General features: G+C 68.2%; 13 protein-coding genes. 8 read left to right on the top strand and 5 right to left on the bottom strand.

The features are described from left to right. Positions 1-9: 9 nt before the first annotated feature. The 4 genes from gatB (at position 10) to KAH28_RS02740 (ending at position 3,006) form a co-directional block, all read left to right on the top strand. On the top strand, positions 10-1,455 hold the full coding sequence (gene gatB / locus KAH28_RS02755) for an Asp-tRNA(Asn)/Glu-tRNA(Gln) amidotransferase subunit GatB (RefSeq protein WP_366918113.1): 1,446 nt from the start codon (positions 10-12) through the stop codon (positions 1,453-1,455). 199 nt (positions 1,456-1,654) lie between these two features. Further along, the gene (locus KAH28_RS02750) at positions 1,655-2,551 is read left to right on the top strand and encodes an Hsp33 family molecular chaperone HslO (RefSeq protein WP_290574276.1); all 897 of its coding nucleotides are present in this window, start codon (positions 1,655-1,657) and stop codon (positions 2,549-2,551) included. A gap of 18 nt (positions 2,552-2,569) precedes the next feature. Then, entirely contained in the window at positions 2,570-2,812 is a 243-nt protein-coding gene (locus KAH28_RS02745; RefSeq protein WP_290574275.1) for a hypothetical protein, read from the top strand. Continuing rightward, positions 2,809-3,006, top strand: a complete 198-nt coding sequence (locus KAH28_RS02740) for a DUF2283 domain-containing protein (protein WP_290574274.1) — start codon at positions 2,809-2,811, stop codon at positions 3,004-3,006. The genes KAH28_RS02745 and KAH28_RS02740 overlap by 4 nt, the downstream gene beginning before the upstream one ends. Positions 3,007-3,012: 6 nt before the next feature. Here KAH28_RS02740 and KAH28_RS02735 read toward each other — a convergent pair whose 3' ends face one another. Beyond that, positions 3,013-4,683, bottom strand: a complete 1,671-nt coding sequence (locus KAH28_RS02735) for an alkaline phosphatase D family protein (protein ID WP_290574273.1) — start codon at positions 4,681-4,683, stop codon at positions 3,013-3,015. Between the two features lie 201 nt (positions 4,684-4,884). On the opposite strand from KAH28_RS02735, the gene KAH28_RS02730 reads away from it, so the two are divergent. After that, positions 4,885-5,811: a glycerophosphodiester phosphodiesterase family protein gene (locus KAH28_RS02730; RefSeq protein WP_290574272.1), complete on the top strand. Its 927-nt coding sequence runs from the start codon at positions 4,885-4,887 to the stop codon at positions 5,809-5,811. Positions 5,812-5,856: 45 nt separating this feature from the next. Here KAH28_RS02730 and KAH28_RS02725 read toward each other — a convergent pair whose 3' ends face one another. After that, complete coding sequence (locus KAH28_RS02725; protein ID WP_290574271.1) at positions 5,857-7,398, bottom strand: NAD(P)/FAD-dependent oxidoreductase; 1,542 nt, start codon at positions 7,396-7,398, stop codon at positions 5,857-5,859. 122 nt (positions 7,399-7,520) lie between these two features. Here KAH28_RS02725 and KAH28_RS02720 point away from each other — a divergent pair, with 122 nt between their 5' ends. After that, a complete protein-coding gene (locus KAH28_RS02720; RefSeq protein ID WP_290574270.1) occupies positions 7,521-8,579 on the top strand; it encodes an AraC family transcriptional regulator in 1,059 nt (352 codons plus the stop codon). A gap of 87 nt (positions 8,580-8,666) precedes the next feature. Next, positions 8,667-10,781, top strand: coding sequence for a PQQ-dependent dehydrogenase, methanol/ethanol family (locus KAH28_RS02715; protein WP_290574269.1), 2,115 nt, complete (start codon positions 8,667-8,669; stop codon positions 10,779-10,781). Positions 10,782-10,817: 36 nt separating this feature from the next. Here the strand turns inward: KAH28_RS02715 and KAH28_RS02710 are convergent, their stop codons facing one another. Further along, complete coding sequence (locus tag KAH28_RS02710) at positions 10,818-11,453, bottom strand: TetR/AcrR family transcriptional regulator (RefSeq protein ID WP_290574268.1); 636 nt, start codon at positions 11,451-11,453, stop codon at positions 10,818-10,820. Positions 11,454-11,517: 64 nt separating this feature from the next. Here KAH28_RS02710 and KAH28_RS02705 point away from each other — a divergent pair, with 64 nt between their 5' ends. After that, on the top strand, positions 11,518-12,876 hold the full coding sequence (locus KAH28_RS02705; protein ID WP_290574267.1) for an FAD-dependent oxidoreductase: 1,359 nt from the start codon (positions 11,518-11,520) through the stop codon (positions 12,874-12,876). A gap of 195 nt (positions 12,877-13,071) precedes the next feature. On the opposite strand, the gene KAH28_RS02700 is transcribed toward KAH28_RS02705, so the two are convergent. Beyond that, complete coding sequence (locus KAH28_RS02700) at positions 13,072-13,563, bottom strand: hypothetical protein (protein WP_290574266.1); 492 nt, start codon at positions 13,561-13,563, stop codon at positions 13,072-13,074. A gap of 96 nt (positions 13,564-13,659) precedes the next feature. Beyond that, complete coding sequence (locus KAH28_RS02695; RefSeq protein ID WP_290574265.1) at positions 13,660-14,697, bottom strand: ATP-binding protein; 1,038 nt, start codon at positions 14,695-14,697, stop codon at positions 13,660-13,662. Positions 14,698-14,710: the final 13 nt, after the last annotated feature.

Here is a 14,710-nt window from a genome sequence, read left to right as displayed (position 1 = left end):
GCCTTTGCGATGCCGGAGGGCTGGGAGGCCGTCATCGGCCTCGAAGTCCACTGTCAGCTCTCCACCCGATCCAAGATCTTCTCGGGCGCCTCGACCGCCTACGGCGCGTCGCCCAATGCCCAGGCCTCGGCCATCGACCTCGGCATGCCGGGCGTGCTGCCGGTGCTCAACCGCGAGGCGCTGCGCATGGCCGTGATGTTCGGCCTGTCGGTCGATGCCGACATCGCGCCGGTGTGCGTGTTCGCGCGCAAGCACTACTTCTACCCGGACCTCCCCAAGGGCTACCAGATCTCGCAGTACGAGCTGCCGGTGGTCGCCAACGGCCACCTCGATGTCGAGCTGGGCGAGGCCACCAAGCGCATCGGCATCACCCGCGCGCACATGGAGGAGGATGCCGGCAAGTCTCTGCACGAGGGCTTCGTGGGCGCCTCCGGCATCGACCTCAACCGTGCCGGCACGCCGCTCATCGAGATCGTCTCCGAGCCGGACATCCGCACGCCCGCCGAGGCCGTCGCCTACCTCAAGAAGCTGCACCAGATCGTGGTCTACCTGGGCATCTGCGACGGCAACATGCAGGAAGGCTCCTTCCGCTGCGACGCCAACGTCTCGGTGCGCCGGGTCGGCACGGAGCAGTTCGGCACGCGGACCGAGACCAAGAACGTCAATTCCTTCCGCTACGTCGAGAAGGCCATCGCCCACGAGATCAACCGCCAGGTCGACGTGCTCGAGGGCGGCGGCAGCATCCAGCAGGAGACCCGCCTCTTCGATCCCGGCAGCGGCACCACGCGCGCCATGCGGAGCAAGGAGGACGCGCACGACTACCGCTACTTCCCGGATCCCGACCTGCTGCCGGTGCACTGTGACGCCGCCTTCATCGACGAGGCGCGCGCATCGCTGCCCGAGCTGCCAGTCGACAAGCGCGCCCGCTTCCAGGAGCAGTACGGCCTGTCGAAGTACGACGCCACCGTGCTCACCGGCGAGAAGCCGCTGGCCGACTTCTACGAAGCCATGGTCGATGCCGCCGGCGGCGAGGCCAAGCTGTGCGCCAACTGGGTCATCACCGACCTGCTGGGCGCGCTCAACAAGGCCGGCCTCGGCATCACCGAGTCGCCGGTGTCGGCGCCGCAGATGGCCGGGCTGGTGGCGCGCATCACCGACGAGACCATCTCCGGCAAGATCGCCAAGGAGGTCTTCGAGGCCATGATGGCCGGCGAGGGCGATGCCGACGCCATCATCGAGGCCAAGGGCCTTCGCCAGATCACCGACGACGGCGCCATCGCCGGGATCATCGACCAGGTCATCGCCGACAATCCCAACCAGTACGCGCAGTACAAGGGCGGCAAGGAGAAGCTGCTGGGCTTCTTCGTCGGTCAGGTCATGAAGGCCACCGGCGGCAAGGCGAATCCGGATGCGGTGAATCGGCTGCTCAAGGAGAAGCTGGGGCCGGCGGGCTGACACCACGTTGCCCTCTCCCCCGACGTCGGGGGAGAGGATTGGGGGAGGGGGTGCCGGCGCGAGCCGGCCGGTCGCTTGCGGCATCGCGTCGCGTGTGGCCCCCTCATCCCCGGCCCTTCTCCCCGCCGGGGAGAAGGGAGCCACGGCTGTACCGCCCTCGGTCGCGGCGCAGCGCCATTTCGTTGTCGATGATCACGCCATGCCCATCTCTCCCGAACAGGCCCCCGACGAGCACGTGACGCCGTTCCTGCTGCCGGAACACGGCGTGCGCGGCGCCATCCTGCGCGTATCCGCCGGCGTGGCATCGATGCTCGACAGCCAGGGGCAGCCGCCGGACGTGCGCCGTCTGCTCGGGCAGCTCTGCGCGGCGGCACCGTTGATGGCCGCGCATCTGAAGTTCGAGGGGCGCATGAGCCTGCAGATCCAGAGCAGCGATCAGCTGGCGCTGATGGTCGTGCAGACCGAGGACACCCTGCGCACCCGCGGCATGGCCCGGACCCGCGGCGAGGCGAGCGGCGACTTCGCCGAGCTGACCCGGGGCGGCGTGTTCGCCGTCACCATCGAGCCGCGCTCGGGACGCAGCTATCAGGCCCTGGTGCCGCTGGAGGCGCACCGCGCCGCCGAGGCGCTGGAAGGGTACTTCGCGCAAAGCGAGCAGCTGCCGACGCGCTTCGTGCTGGCCTGCGAGGGCGACACCATCGCCGGGCTGCTGCTGCAGCGCCTGCCGGAGACGCAGGCCGACGCCGGCTGGGAGCATGTCGGCGCGCTGATCGATACGGTCGAGGACACCGAGATCCTCGCGCAGAGCCCCGCCACCATGCTGCACCGGCTCTTCCATGCCGAGGCGCTGCAGCTCTACGGGCCGCTCCCCATGGAAGTGGCCTGCTCCTGCTCGCAGGCGCGCATCTCGCGCATGCTGCTGTCCCTGGGCGAAAAGGAAGTGCGCGACATCGTCGCCGAGCAGGGCAGCGTCACCGTGCACTGCGACTTCTGCGGCGCCGGCTATCACTACGATGCCGCGCAGGTGCAGGCGCTGTTCGCGGCCGAGAACGCCAGCGCCGACGACCAGCCGCCGCCGCCGGCCGGTCTGCACTAGGCGGTCCCGAGCTTTGCCGTGGTGCTCAAGTGCACGCGCTACTTCGAGTCAGTGCGCCTGCGGCCGGACCGCCTGGTGATTCGCGACGAATGGATTCGCCGCGTCGTGGCGTCACCGCAGCGCGAGCAGGTACAGGGCGACGGCCGCATTCGACGCTGGGCCGCGATTCCCGAAATGGAGGGGCGATACCTGCGGGTGGTATTGCTGGCAGATGGCGAGACCGTCCACAATGCATTCTTCGACCGCGGATTTACGCCATGAAGGTCCAGTACTTCGAAGACACGGACACCCTCTACATCGAGTTCCGTACCGGCGCAATTGTCGATACGCGGGACCTTGATGAGGATACGCTTCTGGATCTCGATGGCCGCGGAAATGTCTGCGCGATCACGGTCGAGCACGCCAGCCAGCGCACCGATGTGCACCGCCTGACGGTGGAGGGCATGGCGGCCTGACGGCGGCTACCCGCCGCCCAGCCGCACTGACAGATCCTCCACCGCCCGCGGCACGCCGGCGGCCACGTCGAAGGCGAAGCGCAGGGTCTGCTCGGTGGTTTCCTCCATGACGGTCGGGATCAGCCAGTACTCCGCGCGCAGCGCCTCGCGGCGCACGTCCAGCGTGATGTAGCCGCAGCGCGTGGCCTCGAACAGCTTGAGGTGCGGGTTGGTCAGGCGCAGCACGCCGGCGCCGCGCAGCAGCAGCTGTTCCAGCCATTCCTCGAGGTCGTCCGGGCGGGCCTCGGCCTCGCCGCCGGAGGAGATGCTCGGCGTCACGAACTCGACCCCGTGGCTGCCGCGCCCGCTCAGGCCGTCGTAGACCAGCGGATTGGCCGGGTCCGCGGCGATGTCGAAGGCCATGCTGGCGTGCACGTCGCCGGTCAGGAAGACGACGTTGTCCAGCCCCTCCATCATCGCCAGCACGCGCTCGCGGGCCGGTGCGTAGCCGTCCCACTGGTCCGGGTTGGCGTAGAGGCTCAGACCCAGCGCATCCGGCGTGCCCACCGCCAGCAGCGGCGCGAACACCACCTGGTTGCCGATCAACCGCCAGGCGCTGCTGCCGTTCGCGAAGTGATCGGACAGCCACGCTTCCTGCTCGGCGCCCAGGATGTGGCGCTCGGGGTCGGCGAAATCGCCGCTCTGCGTGAACAGCGGGCCGGCGTTGGGCTCGCCCTGCCGGTCGCGACCGATGCGACGGGTATCCAGCATCGCCAGGTCGGCGAGATTGCCGAAGCGGAAGGAGCGGTATATGCGCTCCGGAACCGCGGGGTCCGGGCTGCGGATGGGCATCCACTCCAGCGCGGCCTGCAGCGCGGCGGCCTTGCGGTCCGCGAAGGGGCCGTGCTCGGCGTCGTCGTGGTTCGACGGATCGGCGCCTTCGCGCCAGGTGCCGTCGCAGGTCTCGTGGTCGTCCCACACCCAGATCATCGGGTGGCGCGCGTGCACCGCCTGCAGCTCGGCGGTCTCGCGGTAGCAGGCGTATCGGCGCCGGTACTCGGGCAGGGCGACCAGCTCCACCGGCGGCTCGTGCCGGCGTACCGCGTTCTTGCGGTCGTTCTCGTAGATGTAGTCGCCGAGGTGGATGACCGCGGCGATGTCGTCCAGCTCCGCGACCCGGGCATAGGCGTTGTACAACCCGCGCGTGTAGTCGGCGCAGGTGACCACCGCGAAGCGCAGCGCATCCGGGTCGGCATCCGCCGCCGGCGCGGTGCGCGTGCGGCCCACCGGCGAGTGCACGCGGCCGGACGCGGTCTCGACCGTGAATCCGTACCAGTAGAAGCGGTCGGGCGCGAGGCCGCCCGCATCCACCTTCATCGTGTAGTCGCGCCCGGCGGCGGTGGCGGCCTCGCCCTCGGCGACGACATCGACCAGTCCCTCGTCGTGCGCCACCGTCCACCGCACCGCGAAGGGCGCGGTGGCCTCGGGCACGGTCACGCGCGTCCACAGGATCACCGCGTCCGGAAGCGGGTCGCCGGAGGCGACGCCGTGCGCGAAGGCGGCGGTCTCGGGCCGCGCCTGCGGGGTGCCGGGCTGCCCGCCCGGCGCTGCGGAATCGTCGCAGCCGGGCAGCAGGGGCACGGCGGCGAGCGCGCCCACGGAATGGACGAAGTGGCGTCGGGTCAGTGGCGGCGCCATGCGGCGGACTCCCTGGGATGCGCGGCACCGCGCGGAACATGAACAGAATACGGCACCCGCGTTGCAGTTCCCTTGCCACGGCGGCGCGACGGCCGGTCGTCGCCGGAACCGGCAGGTGGCGGCGCGCCTGCCCTTCCATCACCACCCTGTCACCGATTCCGGCTAGGCTGGCGCCAGAAGAACGAGGGGGAGGCCGCATCGATGCGGGCATTCGTGATGCTGGGGGTGACGGCGTGCCTTGCCGCGTGCGGCGACTCGGCGCCGGTCATGCATGCACCCGGACCCGAGCCGGCGCCGGGGGACAATCCGTCCGGCGTGCTCAACATCGCCCACCGCGGCTACTCGGCGGTGGCGCCCGAGAACACGCTGATCGCGGTCGAGCGCGCCATTGCCGCCGGCGCGGACTACATCGAGGTCGACGTGCAGATGGCCTCGGACGGCGTGATCGTCGTCATGCACGACACCTCCCTGGCCCGCACGACCAACGTCGAGGTGCAGCATCCGCTGCGCCCGCCCTGGCGCGTGGGGGCCTTCACCGCCGGGGCGATCACCGCGCTGGACGCCGGTACCTGGTTCACGCGGCGCCATCCGGGTGGCCCGGACTATCGCGGCGAGCCGGTGCCGACGCTGGCCGAAGTGCTCGCCGCGCTCGACGGGCGCGCCGGTCTGCTGCTGGAGGTCAAGAGTCCGTCGCTGTATCCGGGCATGGCGCCGGCCGTGGCCGACACGCTGAGCGACGCCGGCTGGGTGGTGGACGGCCGGGCGGTGCAGCCGCTGATCGTGCAGTCCTTCGATTGGGACTTCATGGCCGAGTACGCCAATCTGCATCCGGATGTCCCCAACGCGGTGCTCGGCGGCCCGCCCGGCAACGAGGATGAATGGCGCTTCCTCGCGTCCTTCACCGATTCGGTGAATCCGGGTCACGCGCGCGTCGATGCCGCGGTGGTCGAGGAGATCCACGACCGCGGCTTCGACATCAGTGTCTACACCGTCAACGACGCCGACCGCATGCGCGAGCTGGTCGGCTTCGGCGTGGACGGCATCATCTCGGACGAGGTCGAGCGCCTCGGTGCCGTACTGGCCGAGGCGCGGCCCGAGACCGCGTCGGCAACGGCCGACGCGCGCTGATGCCGCGCCGCGGCCGCATCGGGCGGCCGGCGGCGGAAGCCTGCGTCAGGCCGTGACGGCGGCGGCGCGATCGGCGGCGATCGCCTCGGCCTCGTCGCGCATGAAGCGGAACTCGCTGAAGTCGGGGTTCTGCATTTCGCGGCGGAAGCGGCGCGGCGCCCAGGGATAGATGTTGGGCACGCCGTTGCGATCGAGGTACCAGCTGTTGCAGCCGCCGGTGAACCAGATGGTGCCGCGCACGGCTCGGGCCATATCGGCGTTGTAGCGCTCGAAGGCATCCTGTCGCGGTGCCATTGCCACCGCTTCCCGGGCGCGCATCTCGTCCAGGCTCAGGATGAGGTTGTCGATCTGCTGCTCGCTGATCATGAACAGCGAGATGTTGCCCACCGGGCCGGTCGGTCCCTCCAGCATCCAGAAGTTGGGGAAGCCGGGCATGGTGGTGGCGCGGTGGGCGCGCGGGATGCCGTCCCACTGGCTGCCCAGCTCGACGCCGTTCTCGCCGATCACGCGCGTCGGCAGGATGAAGTTGCTGGCCTTGAAGCCGGTGGCGAGCACCAGCACGTCCAGCTCGTGCAGCGTGCCGTCGGCGGTGCGCACGCCGTCGGCCTCGATGCGGTCGATGCCGGCGGTCACCAGCTCGGCGTTGTCCTTCGATATCGCCGGATAGAAGGTCGAGCAGAAGATCATGCGCTTGCAGCCGGCCCGGTAGTCGGGGGTCAGCTTCGCGCGCAGCTCGGGGTCCGGCACGTTCCTGCGCAGGTTGCGCCGGCACATCCATGCCAGGTAGCGCAGCATCACCGGGCTGCCCAGCGTGGCGCGCACGAAGGTCTGGTCGATGGTGAAGGACACGCCGCGATAGGCCGCCCTGTTGAGCGCCGGAATGCGCCTGAGCAGCCCCTTCCAGCGTTCCCCGTAGCGCTTCTGCGGCAGCGGATGGATCCACTGCGCGGTGCGCTGGAACAGGCTCACGCGCGCCACCTGGTCGGTGATGGCGCCGACGATCTGTGCCGAGGTCGAGCCGGTGCCGATGATGCCGACCTTCTTGCCGGTGAGGTCGAGGTTCTCGGGCCAGCGTGCGGTGTGGAATGCCGTTCCCCGGAAATCGTCCAGCCCCGGGAAGTCCGGCACCGACGGGTGATGCAGCACGCCGGTGGCGGCAATGACGATGTCGAAGACCTCGGCCTCGCCGTCTCCGGCGCGCAGGTGCCAGCGCGGCGCCTCGTAGCGCAGCTCGGTCACCGGTGCGTTGAAGCGGATGCGCGGCATCACGCCGAACCGCTCGGCCGTGCGCTTCAGGTACGCCTGGATCTCCGGGCCGTACGAGAAGCGGTGCGACCAGTCCGGGTTGGGGGCGAAGGTGTACTGATAGAAGTACGACGGCACGTCGCACGACAGGCCGGGATAGCGGTTCTCGCGCCAGGTGCCGCCGATCTCGCCGGTCTTCTCGAAGACCGTGACATCGGTGTAGCCGGCCTTCTCCAGCTTGATCACCGCGCCGATGCCGGACATGCCGGCGCCGATCACGGCGATGCGCGGCTGGCCGCCGTTGCGGGCCCAGTGCGATCCGATGGGCGGGTTTCCGGTCATTGCGTGCTCCTCGCTGTCTGATTATTTCGCGACGGTAGCCATGCTGCCCGTGCCGGCCGCCTTCCGGAATGATGCATCAAGTCATATGCTTGATATTTCGCGACACACGATCGGAGGCGCTCATGGCATCGGCACCACCCGGGACACTCCCGCTGAGCGGGTCCTTCTGGTCCGACATCCGCCTCGCGTACGGACTGCTGCCGGTGGTCACCCTGCTCGAAAGGCGCGGCATCGAGGTGGCGCCGCTGCTGGCGGCGGCCGGCATAGACCGCTTCGGCCTGATGGATCCGTCCTACACCATTGCCATCGATCGCGAGCTCGACCTGATGCACGGCGTCATCCGGGCACTGGGCGATCCGGAAGCGAGCCTCGATCTCGCGCGCGAGTACCGCGTCACCGGGTTCTCGGTTCTGGGTCTGGCCATGCTCGCCTGCGACACCCCGCTGCAGATCCTGCGTCTCATGCTGCGCTATCCGCGCCTGGCCTGGGGCGTCGTCGACTGCGAGATCCGCCAGCGACGCGGCGACATCGAGATCGACCTGCGTGCGCCGCCGCGGGTGGGCGCGGCGGAGCCCTTCCTCGCCGAGCGCGACCTCGCCTGCGCCTTCGTCATCATCGAGGAAGTGCAGACCGCCCCGCTGCGCGTGCGCCACGTGCAGTTCCGGCACGACTGCCGCGGGGACCCCGACACCTACGATGCCTTCTTCGGCTGCGCCGTGAGCTTCGGCGCCGAGTGCAACCGCGTGGTGATCCCGGCCGAAGTGCTGAACCAGCCGATGCCGCATGCCAACACTGCGCTGCGCACCTTCTACGAGGCCCAGTGCGCGCGCATGTCGCGCGATCTCGAACAGCCCTTCCGCTTCGCTGACGCGGTGCGCTCCCGTCTGGAGCGCAGCGCCGTCGTGCCGGATCTGGGCGCGCTCGCCGCCGCCTTCTACATGACGCCCCGCACCTTGCAGCGGCGGCTGGCGGCGGAGGGCGTGTCCTTCACCGACCTGCTCAGGCGGGTCCGCGAGCAGCGCGCCGAACAGCTGCTCACCGAGACCACGCGCGGCATGGACAGCATCGCCGCCGAGCTCGGGTTCGGCGATGCGGTGGCGTTCTCGCACGCCTACAAGCGCTGGGCGGGCGAGGCCCCGCAGCAACGGCGACGGCGCGCGGGCGCGGTACCGGTGGATTAGCGCCCCGACGACGGGCTACCGCTTTTGCAGGAGGCCGCGCCGCTGCTTCGCGGCTAGGTTGGCGGACAACGACAAGGGGAGACGACCATGAGCATCCGGCTGATGATGGGCGCGGCCATGCTGTGCTGCGGCGCGGCGCAGGCCGCGGTGGACCAGGCGGCGCTGGCCGATACCGCCGACGGCAGCAACTGGGCGGCCTGGGGCCGCACCTTCGACGAGCAGCGCTACAGCCCGCTCGACCAGATCGACCGCGACTCGGTCGGCCGCCTCGGGCTGGCCTGGAGCCGCGAGCTGAACGATGTCTGGAACATGTCCTCGCAGCCGCTGGCCGTGGACGGGGTGATCTACGCCGCCGTCGGCTACAGCGAGGTCTACGCCCTCGACGCCGTCAGCGGCGAGCTGCTCTGGACCTACGACCCCGAGGTCGACCCGAAGAAGATGCGCATGGCGTGGGGCATCCGCGGGCTGGCCTTCTGGAAGGGGCGCGTCTACGTCGGCGTGCAGGACGGCCGCCTCATCGCCATCGACGCCGAAACCGGGAAGCCGGAGTGGTCGGTGCTGACCACCGAGCCCGGCGACAATCGCTACATCACCGGCGCGCCCCGGGTCTTCAACGACACCGTCATCATCGGCCACGGCGGCGCCGACTTCGGCCACGTGCGCGGCTACGTCACCGCCTACGACACCGAGACCGGCGAGCAGCGCTGGCGCTGGCACACCGTGCCCGGCAACCCCGCGGACGGCTTCGAGAACGAAGCCATGGCCATGGCGGCCGAGACCTGGACCGGCGAGTGGTGGCAATTCGGCGGCGGCGGCACGGTCTGGAACGCCATGACCTACGACCCCGAGTTCAACCGCATCTACATCGGCACCGGCAACGGCTCGCCCTGGAACCACAAGCTGCGCTCGCCCGACGGCGGCGACAACCTCTTCCTGTGCTCGGTGGTGGCGCTGGACGCCGACACCGGCGAATACGTCTGGCACTACCAGACCACGCCCGGCGAGAGCTGGGACTTCAACTCCGCCATGGACATGGTGCTGGCCGATCTGACCATCGACGGCGAGCCGCGCAAGGCCCTGCTGCACGCGCCCAAGAACGGCTTCTTCTATGTGCTGGACCGCGAGGACGGCGCGCTCATCTCCGCCGAGAAGCTCGGCAAGGTCACCTGGGCCGAGGGCATCGACCCCGATACCGGCCGTCCCGTCGAGGTGCCGGGCGCGCGCTACGAGGACGGCGAGGCGCTGATCTGGCCCGGCTCCGGCGGCGTGCACAACTGGCACCCGATGGCCTTCAGCCCCGACACCGGGCTGACCTACATCCCCACCCGCGAGATGCCGGGCTACTACAACGACGAGGGACGCGAGCCCAAGACCTGGAAGCTGACCAGCAAGGATCCCATGGGTCTCAAGGGGTTCTACGACGACATCCCGGCCAGCGCCGGCAGCAGCAAGCTGGAAGCGTGGAATCCGGTGACCCAGACCCGAACCTGGGAGGTCGAGACCCCCGGCGTGGTCAACGGCGGCGTCATCGTCACGGCCGGCGGCCTGGTGTTCCAGGGCCGCGCCGACGGCCAGCTCCAGGCGCACGACGCCGGCACAGGCGAGGCGCTGTGGGCCTACGACATGGGCGTGGGCACCCAGGCCGCGCCCATGACCTTCAGCGTCGACGGCCGCCAGTACGTTGCCATCCTCGCCGGCTGGGGCGGCAGCCAGATGCTGCTGGGCTCGCTCGGCGCGCAGCACGGCTGGGTCGGGCGCGAGCATCCGCGGCGCCTGCTGGTGTTCGCGCTGGACGGCGACGCCGAGCTGCCCGAGTCCCCCGCGCCGGGGCGGCCCGAGCCGCTGCCGGGCAGCGACTTCGTGGTCGACGCCGCCAAGGCCGAGCAGGGCAAGAAGGTGTTCGGGCGCCTGTGCGTCATCTGCCACGGCACCGCCGCCATCGCCGGCGGCTACGCGCCCGACCTGCGCGCCTCCGCGGTCCCGCTGTCCGCCGAAAGCTTCGATGCCATCGTCCGCGACGGCGCGCTGCTCGGCCGCGGCATGCCCGACTTCCCGGAGCTGAGCGACGCGGAGACCGCCGCCCTGCGGCACTACATCCGCCAGCGCGCCGAGGCCGAGCCCTCGGCGTGGGATCAGGTGGCGGCCGTTTGGGACTTCCTGCGGCTGATGGTGAAGATGAAGCTGGCCGAATATGGCTGGTAGGGCGAGGGCGGGCCGGCCCCCGCGGCCGGTCCGCCGTCAGCGCAGGCCGGCGAGCAGCGTGCGGATGGTGTCGCGCTTGAGCCGCTCCGGATCGCCCCAGGGGTACTCCGGAATCGTGATGAGGTTGAGGGCGATGCCCTGCAGCCCGCAGAGCAGGACATTGCCGATGTGGTCCGGGTCATCCGCCCGGATCTCGCCGCGGCGCTGCGCGTCCTCGATGCTCTGCCGCAGGATGGCCATGCGCGGCAGGGCGGCGGAGCTGTCCACGAAGAAGCCGTCCTGCGTCCCCTGCGGCCGGTCCTCGATGAGGAAGATGGCGCGGTAGTCGTCCGGGCGCTGCAGCCAGAAATCGATGAAGCTCAGGCACAGCGCTTCCAGCCGGTCCGGACCGGTCGTCTGCGCGTGCGTGCGTTCGAGCGCCGTCATCAGGGACGCGAATATCTGCTCCCAGATCGAGTGCAGGATCCGGCGCTTGCTCGGGAACACCGTGTAGACCGCGGCCGGCGAGCAGCCGGCGCCGGCGGCGATCTTGCGCACCGACACCCCGGCGTAGCCCTCGGCGGCGAACAGCGCCCGTGCCGAGGCGATGATGCGGCTGCGGTCGGCTTCCGCCTGCTCGGTGCTGCGCGCCGGCCGGCCCCGCCGCGATGGTTGGCTGCGCCCCGTGCTCATCGCGTTGATTTTAATAAACGCGTTCAATAAACTCAAACCGCGATCGCGCAGAGCAGGTAACGCCATGCAGGACACCGACATCACCCGGGACGCCATCGTGGTGGGCGCCGGCTTCGCCGGCCTGAAGGCCGCCGGCGAGCTCACTGCTGCCGGCCGCGACGTCGTGCTGCTGGAAGCGCGCGACCGCGTCGGCGGTCGCTCGAAGCCCGGCACTCTCTGCGGCCAGACCATCGATCTGGGCGGGCAGTGGGTCGGCCCGGATCAGAAGCTGCTGTTGAAGGAAGCCGAAGCGCTCGGCGTCCGCACGTATCCGCAGTACCAGGAAGGCCGCAGCATCCTGTGGTTCGACGGCAAGCGACAGGCCTACGCGTCGGACATCCCGAAGCTGCCCTGGCGCTCGCTGCTCGAGCTCGGGCTGCTGGAGCGCCGCTGGCAGCGCGAAGTCCGCACCCTGCCGCCCGGCGCGCCCTGGTCCGCCGACCGAGCCGCCGCGTGGGACGCCGAATCCGTCGAGAGCTGGATCTGCAAGCACGTGCGCACACACGCCGCCCGCGAGTTCCTGCGCATCGTCACCCGTGCGCTGCTCTGCGCCGAGCCCGGGCAGGTGTCCTATCTCTGCCTCCTGGAATACATGCGGCAGGGCCATGGTCTCGAAGCGCTGATCGGCATCGAGGGCGGCGCCCAGCAGGACAAGTTCGTGGGCGGCGCGTGGCAGATCCCGCGCATCATGGCCGAGCGCCTCGGCGACCGGCTCGTCCTCGAAGCCCCCGTGCAGGCGGTGCAGCAGGAGCAGGACCGCGTCCGCGTGACCACGCCCCGGGGCACCTTCGTCGGCCGGCGCCTGATCATGGCCGTCCCGCCCGCGCTGGCCGCCGGCGTGGACTACGCCGTGCCGCTGCCCGCGCGCCGGCTGGGCCTGCTGCAGCGCATGCCGATGGGCGCGGTCATCAAGGTGCACGTGGCCTACGAAACCCCGTTCTGGCGCGGCCAGGGCTTCAACGGCACCGCCGTCAGCAACCGGCACCACTTCAACGTCGTCTTCGACCAGACCCCGCCCGACGAAAGCATCGGCATGCTTGTCGGCTTCATGGACGGCGCCCACGCCGTGGCGATGAGCGCGGAAGGCGAGGCCGCGCGCCGCCGCCAGGCCGTGGCCGACCTCGAAGCCTACTTCGGCCCCGACGCCGCCAACCCCATCGGCTACATCGACCAGGACTGGATCCAGGAACCCTGGAGCCTGGGTGGCTACGTGGCCCACACCCCGCCCGGCGTCATGACCCTCTACGGCAGCGCCATCCGCGAACCCTGCGGCCTGATTCACTGGGCCGGCACCGAAACCGCCACGGAATGGACCGGCTACCTCGACGGCGCGCTGCAGTCCGGCATTCGCGCTGCAGAAGAGGTCAGGGCGTCACTCGAGTAGCGGGCGGTTGGCGCGACACGGGTGCGCGAGGGCCGCGAAAGTGGCCTGTTGCCTTCACGGGTAGAGGAGGCCCCCGACGCGTTGCTCGCGGTGATGTCCGCTTTGTGCCAATAGCGGACTTCTGTTTAACGTGGCGCTCAGCCGCGCCGGAACCGCGTGGCGGTCACGGCGTCGGATGACGTGCGTTATTGGATTTTACATTCCCAATGAGGGAGGGCCATCATCATTACCTCGGGGTTTCGGGTCGTTTTCTGGTCGCCCAAAAGCCTGCCGGAGCTCTTGGACACCTTCGCCAAGCGGGGGAAGTTCAACCTTCAATGGCCCGAATTCGAAACTCCCACCAGACAATATCACGGCGGCAGTAAGCGCCAGTGTGGCTGCACAGAAAGTCACTCGGATCGGGTTCTCCCGAACAATATCATCGAGCGCGAGTTCGAGTTCATCTGGCAGGCGCCTAGTGGCGAGGCGCGAAAGTTCTTCCCTTGGTATGTTCTTGATCGATGCGGCGATTTTCGAAACAGCACTCTTGATAAGATCGTCAGTCAATTGCTCATCGGGAATCCTATCGTAACCAGCCTCTACTCCAGCGACATAAACCGCACGGAACAAGTACAAAAAGTAGGATATATCTCGTGTAGGCACTGGGCCTGGATATGTGTCAATCCTTCCTTCCGTTATTTTATTCATCTGCGCGACTCCCTACTGCCCCGAAAAACAATCCAACGACATGGCTCAGTCTCTGCGAAACCGCATAGCGGTTGAGCGGTCGGCTGAAGCCGCTAGTTATATCTCCGCACCAGCACCAACTTGCGTTCGAATAAACTCCCGCATCGTGCCGATAGATTCCTCGAGAGCCTCACTCGAGTAGCGGTCGTTGTGCGTGTTTTCTGGATGGTGTATCTGATGCCGAATATACTCCGTCAGCGTCTTCTGCTCTTCGACTACCGCGCCTCTCCGCTCTCGCCGGTAAGTGATCGTTGGCTTGTCTCGGTTATACTCAGTCAGCCGCCCACATTCTTCGATATGCCCGTACAGCTCATTGTGATACTCGGCCGAAGCTTCCCCGAACGCCACATAATTAACTTCGTTCAAGCTTGGGTACGGAAGATCCTTTTCCTTGACAGGATTCACGCACCGCTGCTCTTGCCCAGATATTAAAAGCAGATCGTCGAAACGGAGTTGCTTCACGATTTCCGGGCTATGAGTTGTGAGTATTACCTGGCTGCCCTCAGATTCCGCCACTTTGGCCAGCGCATTCGTAAGAAGTCGTTGGTGGTCGGGATGCTGGGACGTCTCCGGCTCTTCGATTGCATAGACGACATATTGCCCGCCAGCCTCACGCTGGCGGCGGTCTGCTTCGGCTCTGAAGAAGTTGAGGAGAACCAATCGCTTTACTCCGCTACCGCGCTTGTTTAGCGGAATCTCTTCATCACCGGTTACCGAAACGTTTTTGAATACGTCGGCCCACTTTAGCTCTTCCGTAGGCGGAATCCGCGGGCTGAGGGACTTGGCAAGTTCCGGATTCATCTCATTGAGTTTTTCTAAGGTCCCATCTGCGACCTCGGAGAGTCGATCCCGCACGCGTCCTGCAATTCCATCCAGATCTCTCTGGATCTCTGGATCCTCCATTATCTGACGGACCGCGAGCCGCATTGGATCCTGCACTTCGCTATCGCTCTCGGTATTTTCTCGATCCGATCGGAACAACGTATATAGAGGCAGGTAAGATCGTAGTCGCTCCCAGATTTGCTTCGTTTCCAGCTTGGCAACATCGATGTCGCATTCGTCGAACTTCAGCTCCGCTTGGCCAGCTGGTCTCAAGAATCAAGTGCAA

It is taken from the genome of Algiphilus sp., assembly GCF_023145115.1.
In the GTDB taxonomy this organism is placed as follows: domain Bacteria; phylum Pseudomonadota; class Gammaproteobacteria; order Nevskiales; family Nevskiaceae; genus Algiphilus.
The sequence above is the reverse complement of the archived record's forward strand: the minus strand, read 5'-3'. Positions and strand labels throughout refer to the sequence as shown.

What these genes read in the sequence shown, in the direction of transcription:
- KAH28_RS02730 (WP_290574272.1), top strand. Translation starts at nt 4,885, where the DNA reads ATGCGGGCATTCGTGATGCTGGGGGTGACGGCGTGCCTTGCCGCGTGC.
- KAH28_RS02715 (WP_290574269.1), top strand. Translation starts at nt 8,667, where the DNA reads ATGAGCATCCGGCTGATGATGGGCGCGGCCATGCTGTGCTGCGGCGCG.
- KAH28_RS02700 (WP_290574266.1), bottom strand. Translation starts at nt 13,563, where the DNA reads ATGAATAAAATAACGGAAGGAAGGATTGACACATATCCAGGCCCAGTG.
- KAH28_RS02720 (WP_290574270.1), top strand. Translation starts at nt 7,521, where the DNA reads ATGGCATCGGCACCACCCGGGACACTCCCGCTGAGCGGGTCCTTCTGG.
- gatB (WP_366918113.1), top strand. Translation starts at nt 10, where the DNA reads ATGCCGGAGGGCTGGGAGGCCGTCATCGGCCTCGAAGTCCACTGTCAG.
- KAH28_RS02725 (WP_290574271.1), bottom strand. Translation starts at nt 7,398, where the DNA reads ATGACCGGAAACCCGCCCATCGGATCGCACTGGGCCCGCAACGGCGGC.
- KAH28_RS02750 (WP_290574276.1), top strand. Translation starts at nt 1,655, where the DNA reads ATGCCCATCTCTCCCGAACAGGCCCCCGACGAGCACGTGACGCCGTTC.
- KAH28_RS02735 (WP_290574273.1), bottom strand. Translation starts at nt 4,683, where the DNA reads ATGGCGCCGCCACTGACCCGACGCCACTTCGTCCATTCCGTGGGCGCG.
- KAH28_RS02705 (WP_290574267.1), top strand. Translation starts at nt 11,518, where the DNA reads ATGCAGGACACCGACATCACCCGGGACGCCATCGTGGTGGGCGCCGGC.
- KAH28_RS02710 (WP_290574268.1), bottom strand. Translation starts at nt 11,453, where the DNA reads ATGAGCACGGGGCGCAGCCAACCATCGCGGCGGGGCCGGCCGGCGCGC.
- KAH28_RS02740 (WP_290574274.1), top strand. Translation starts at nt 2,809, where the DNA reads ATGAAGGTCCAGTACTTCGAAGACACGGACACCCTCTACATCGAGTTC.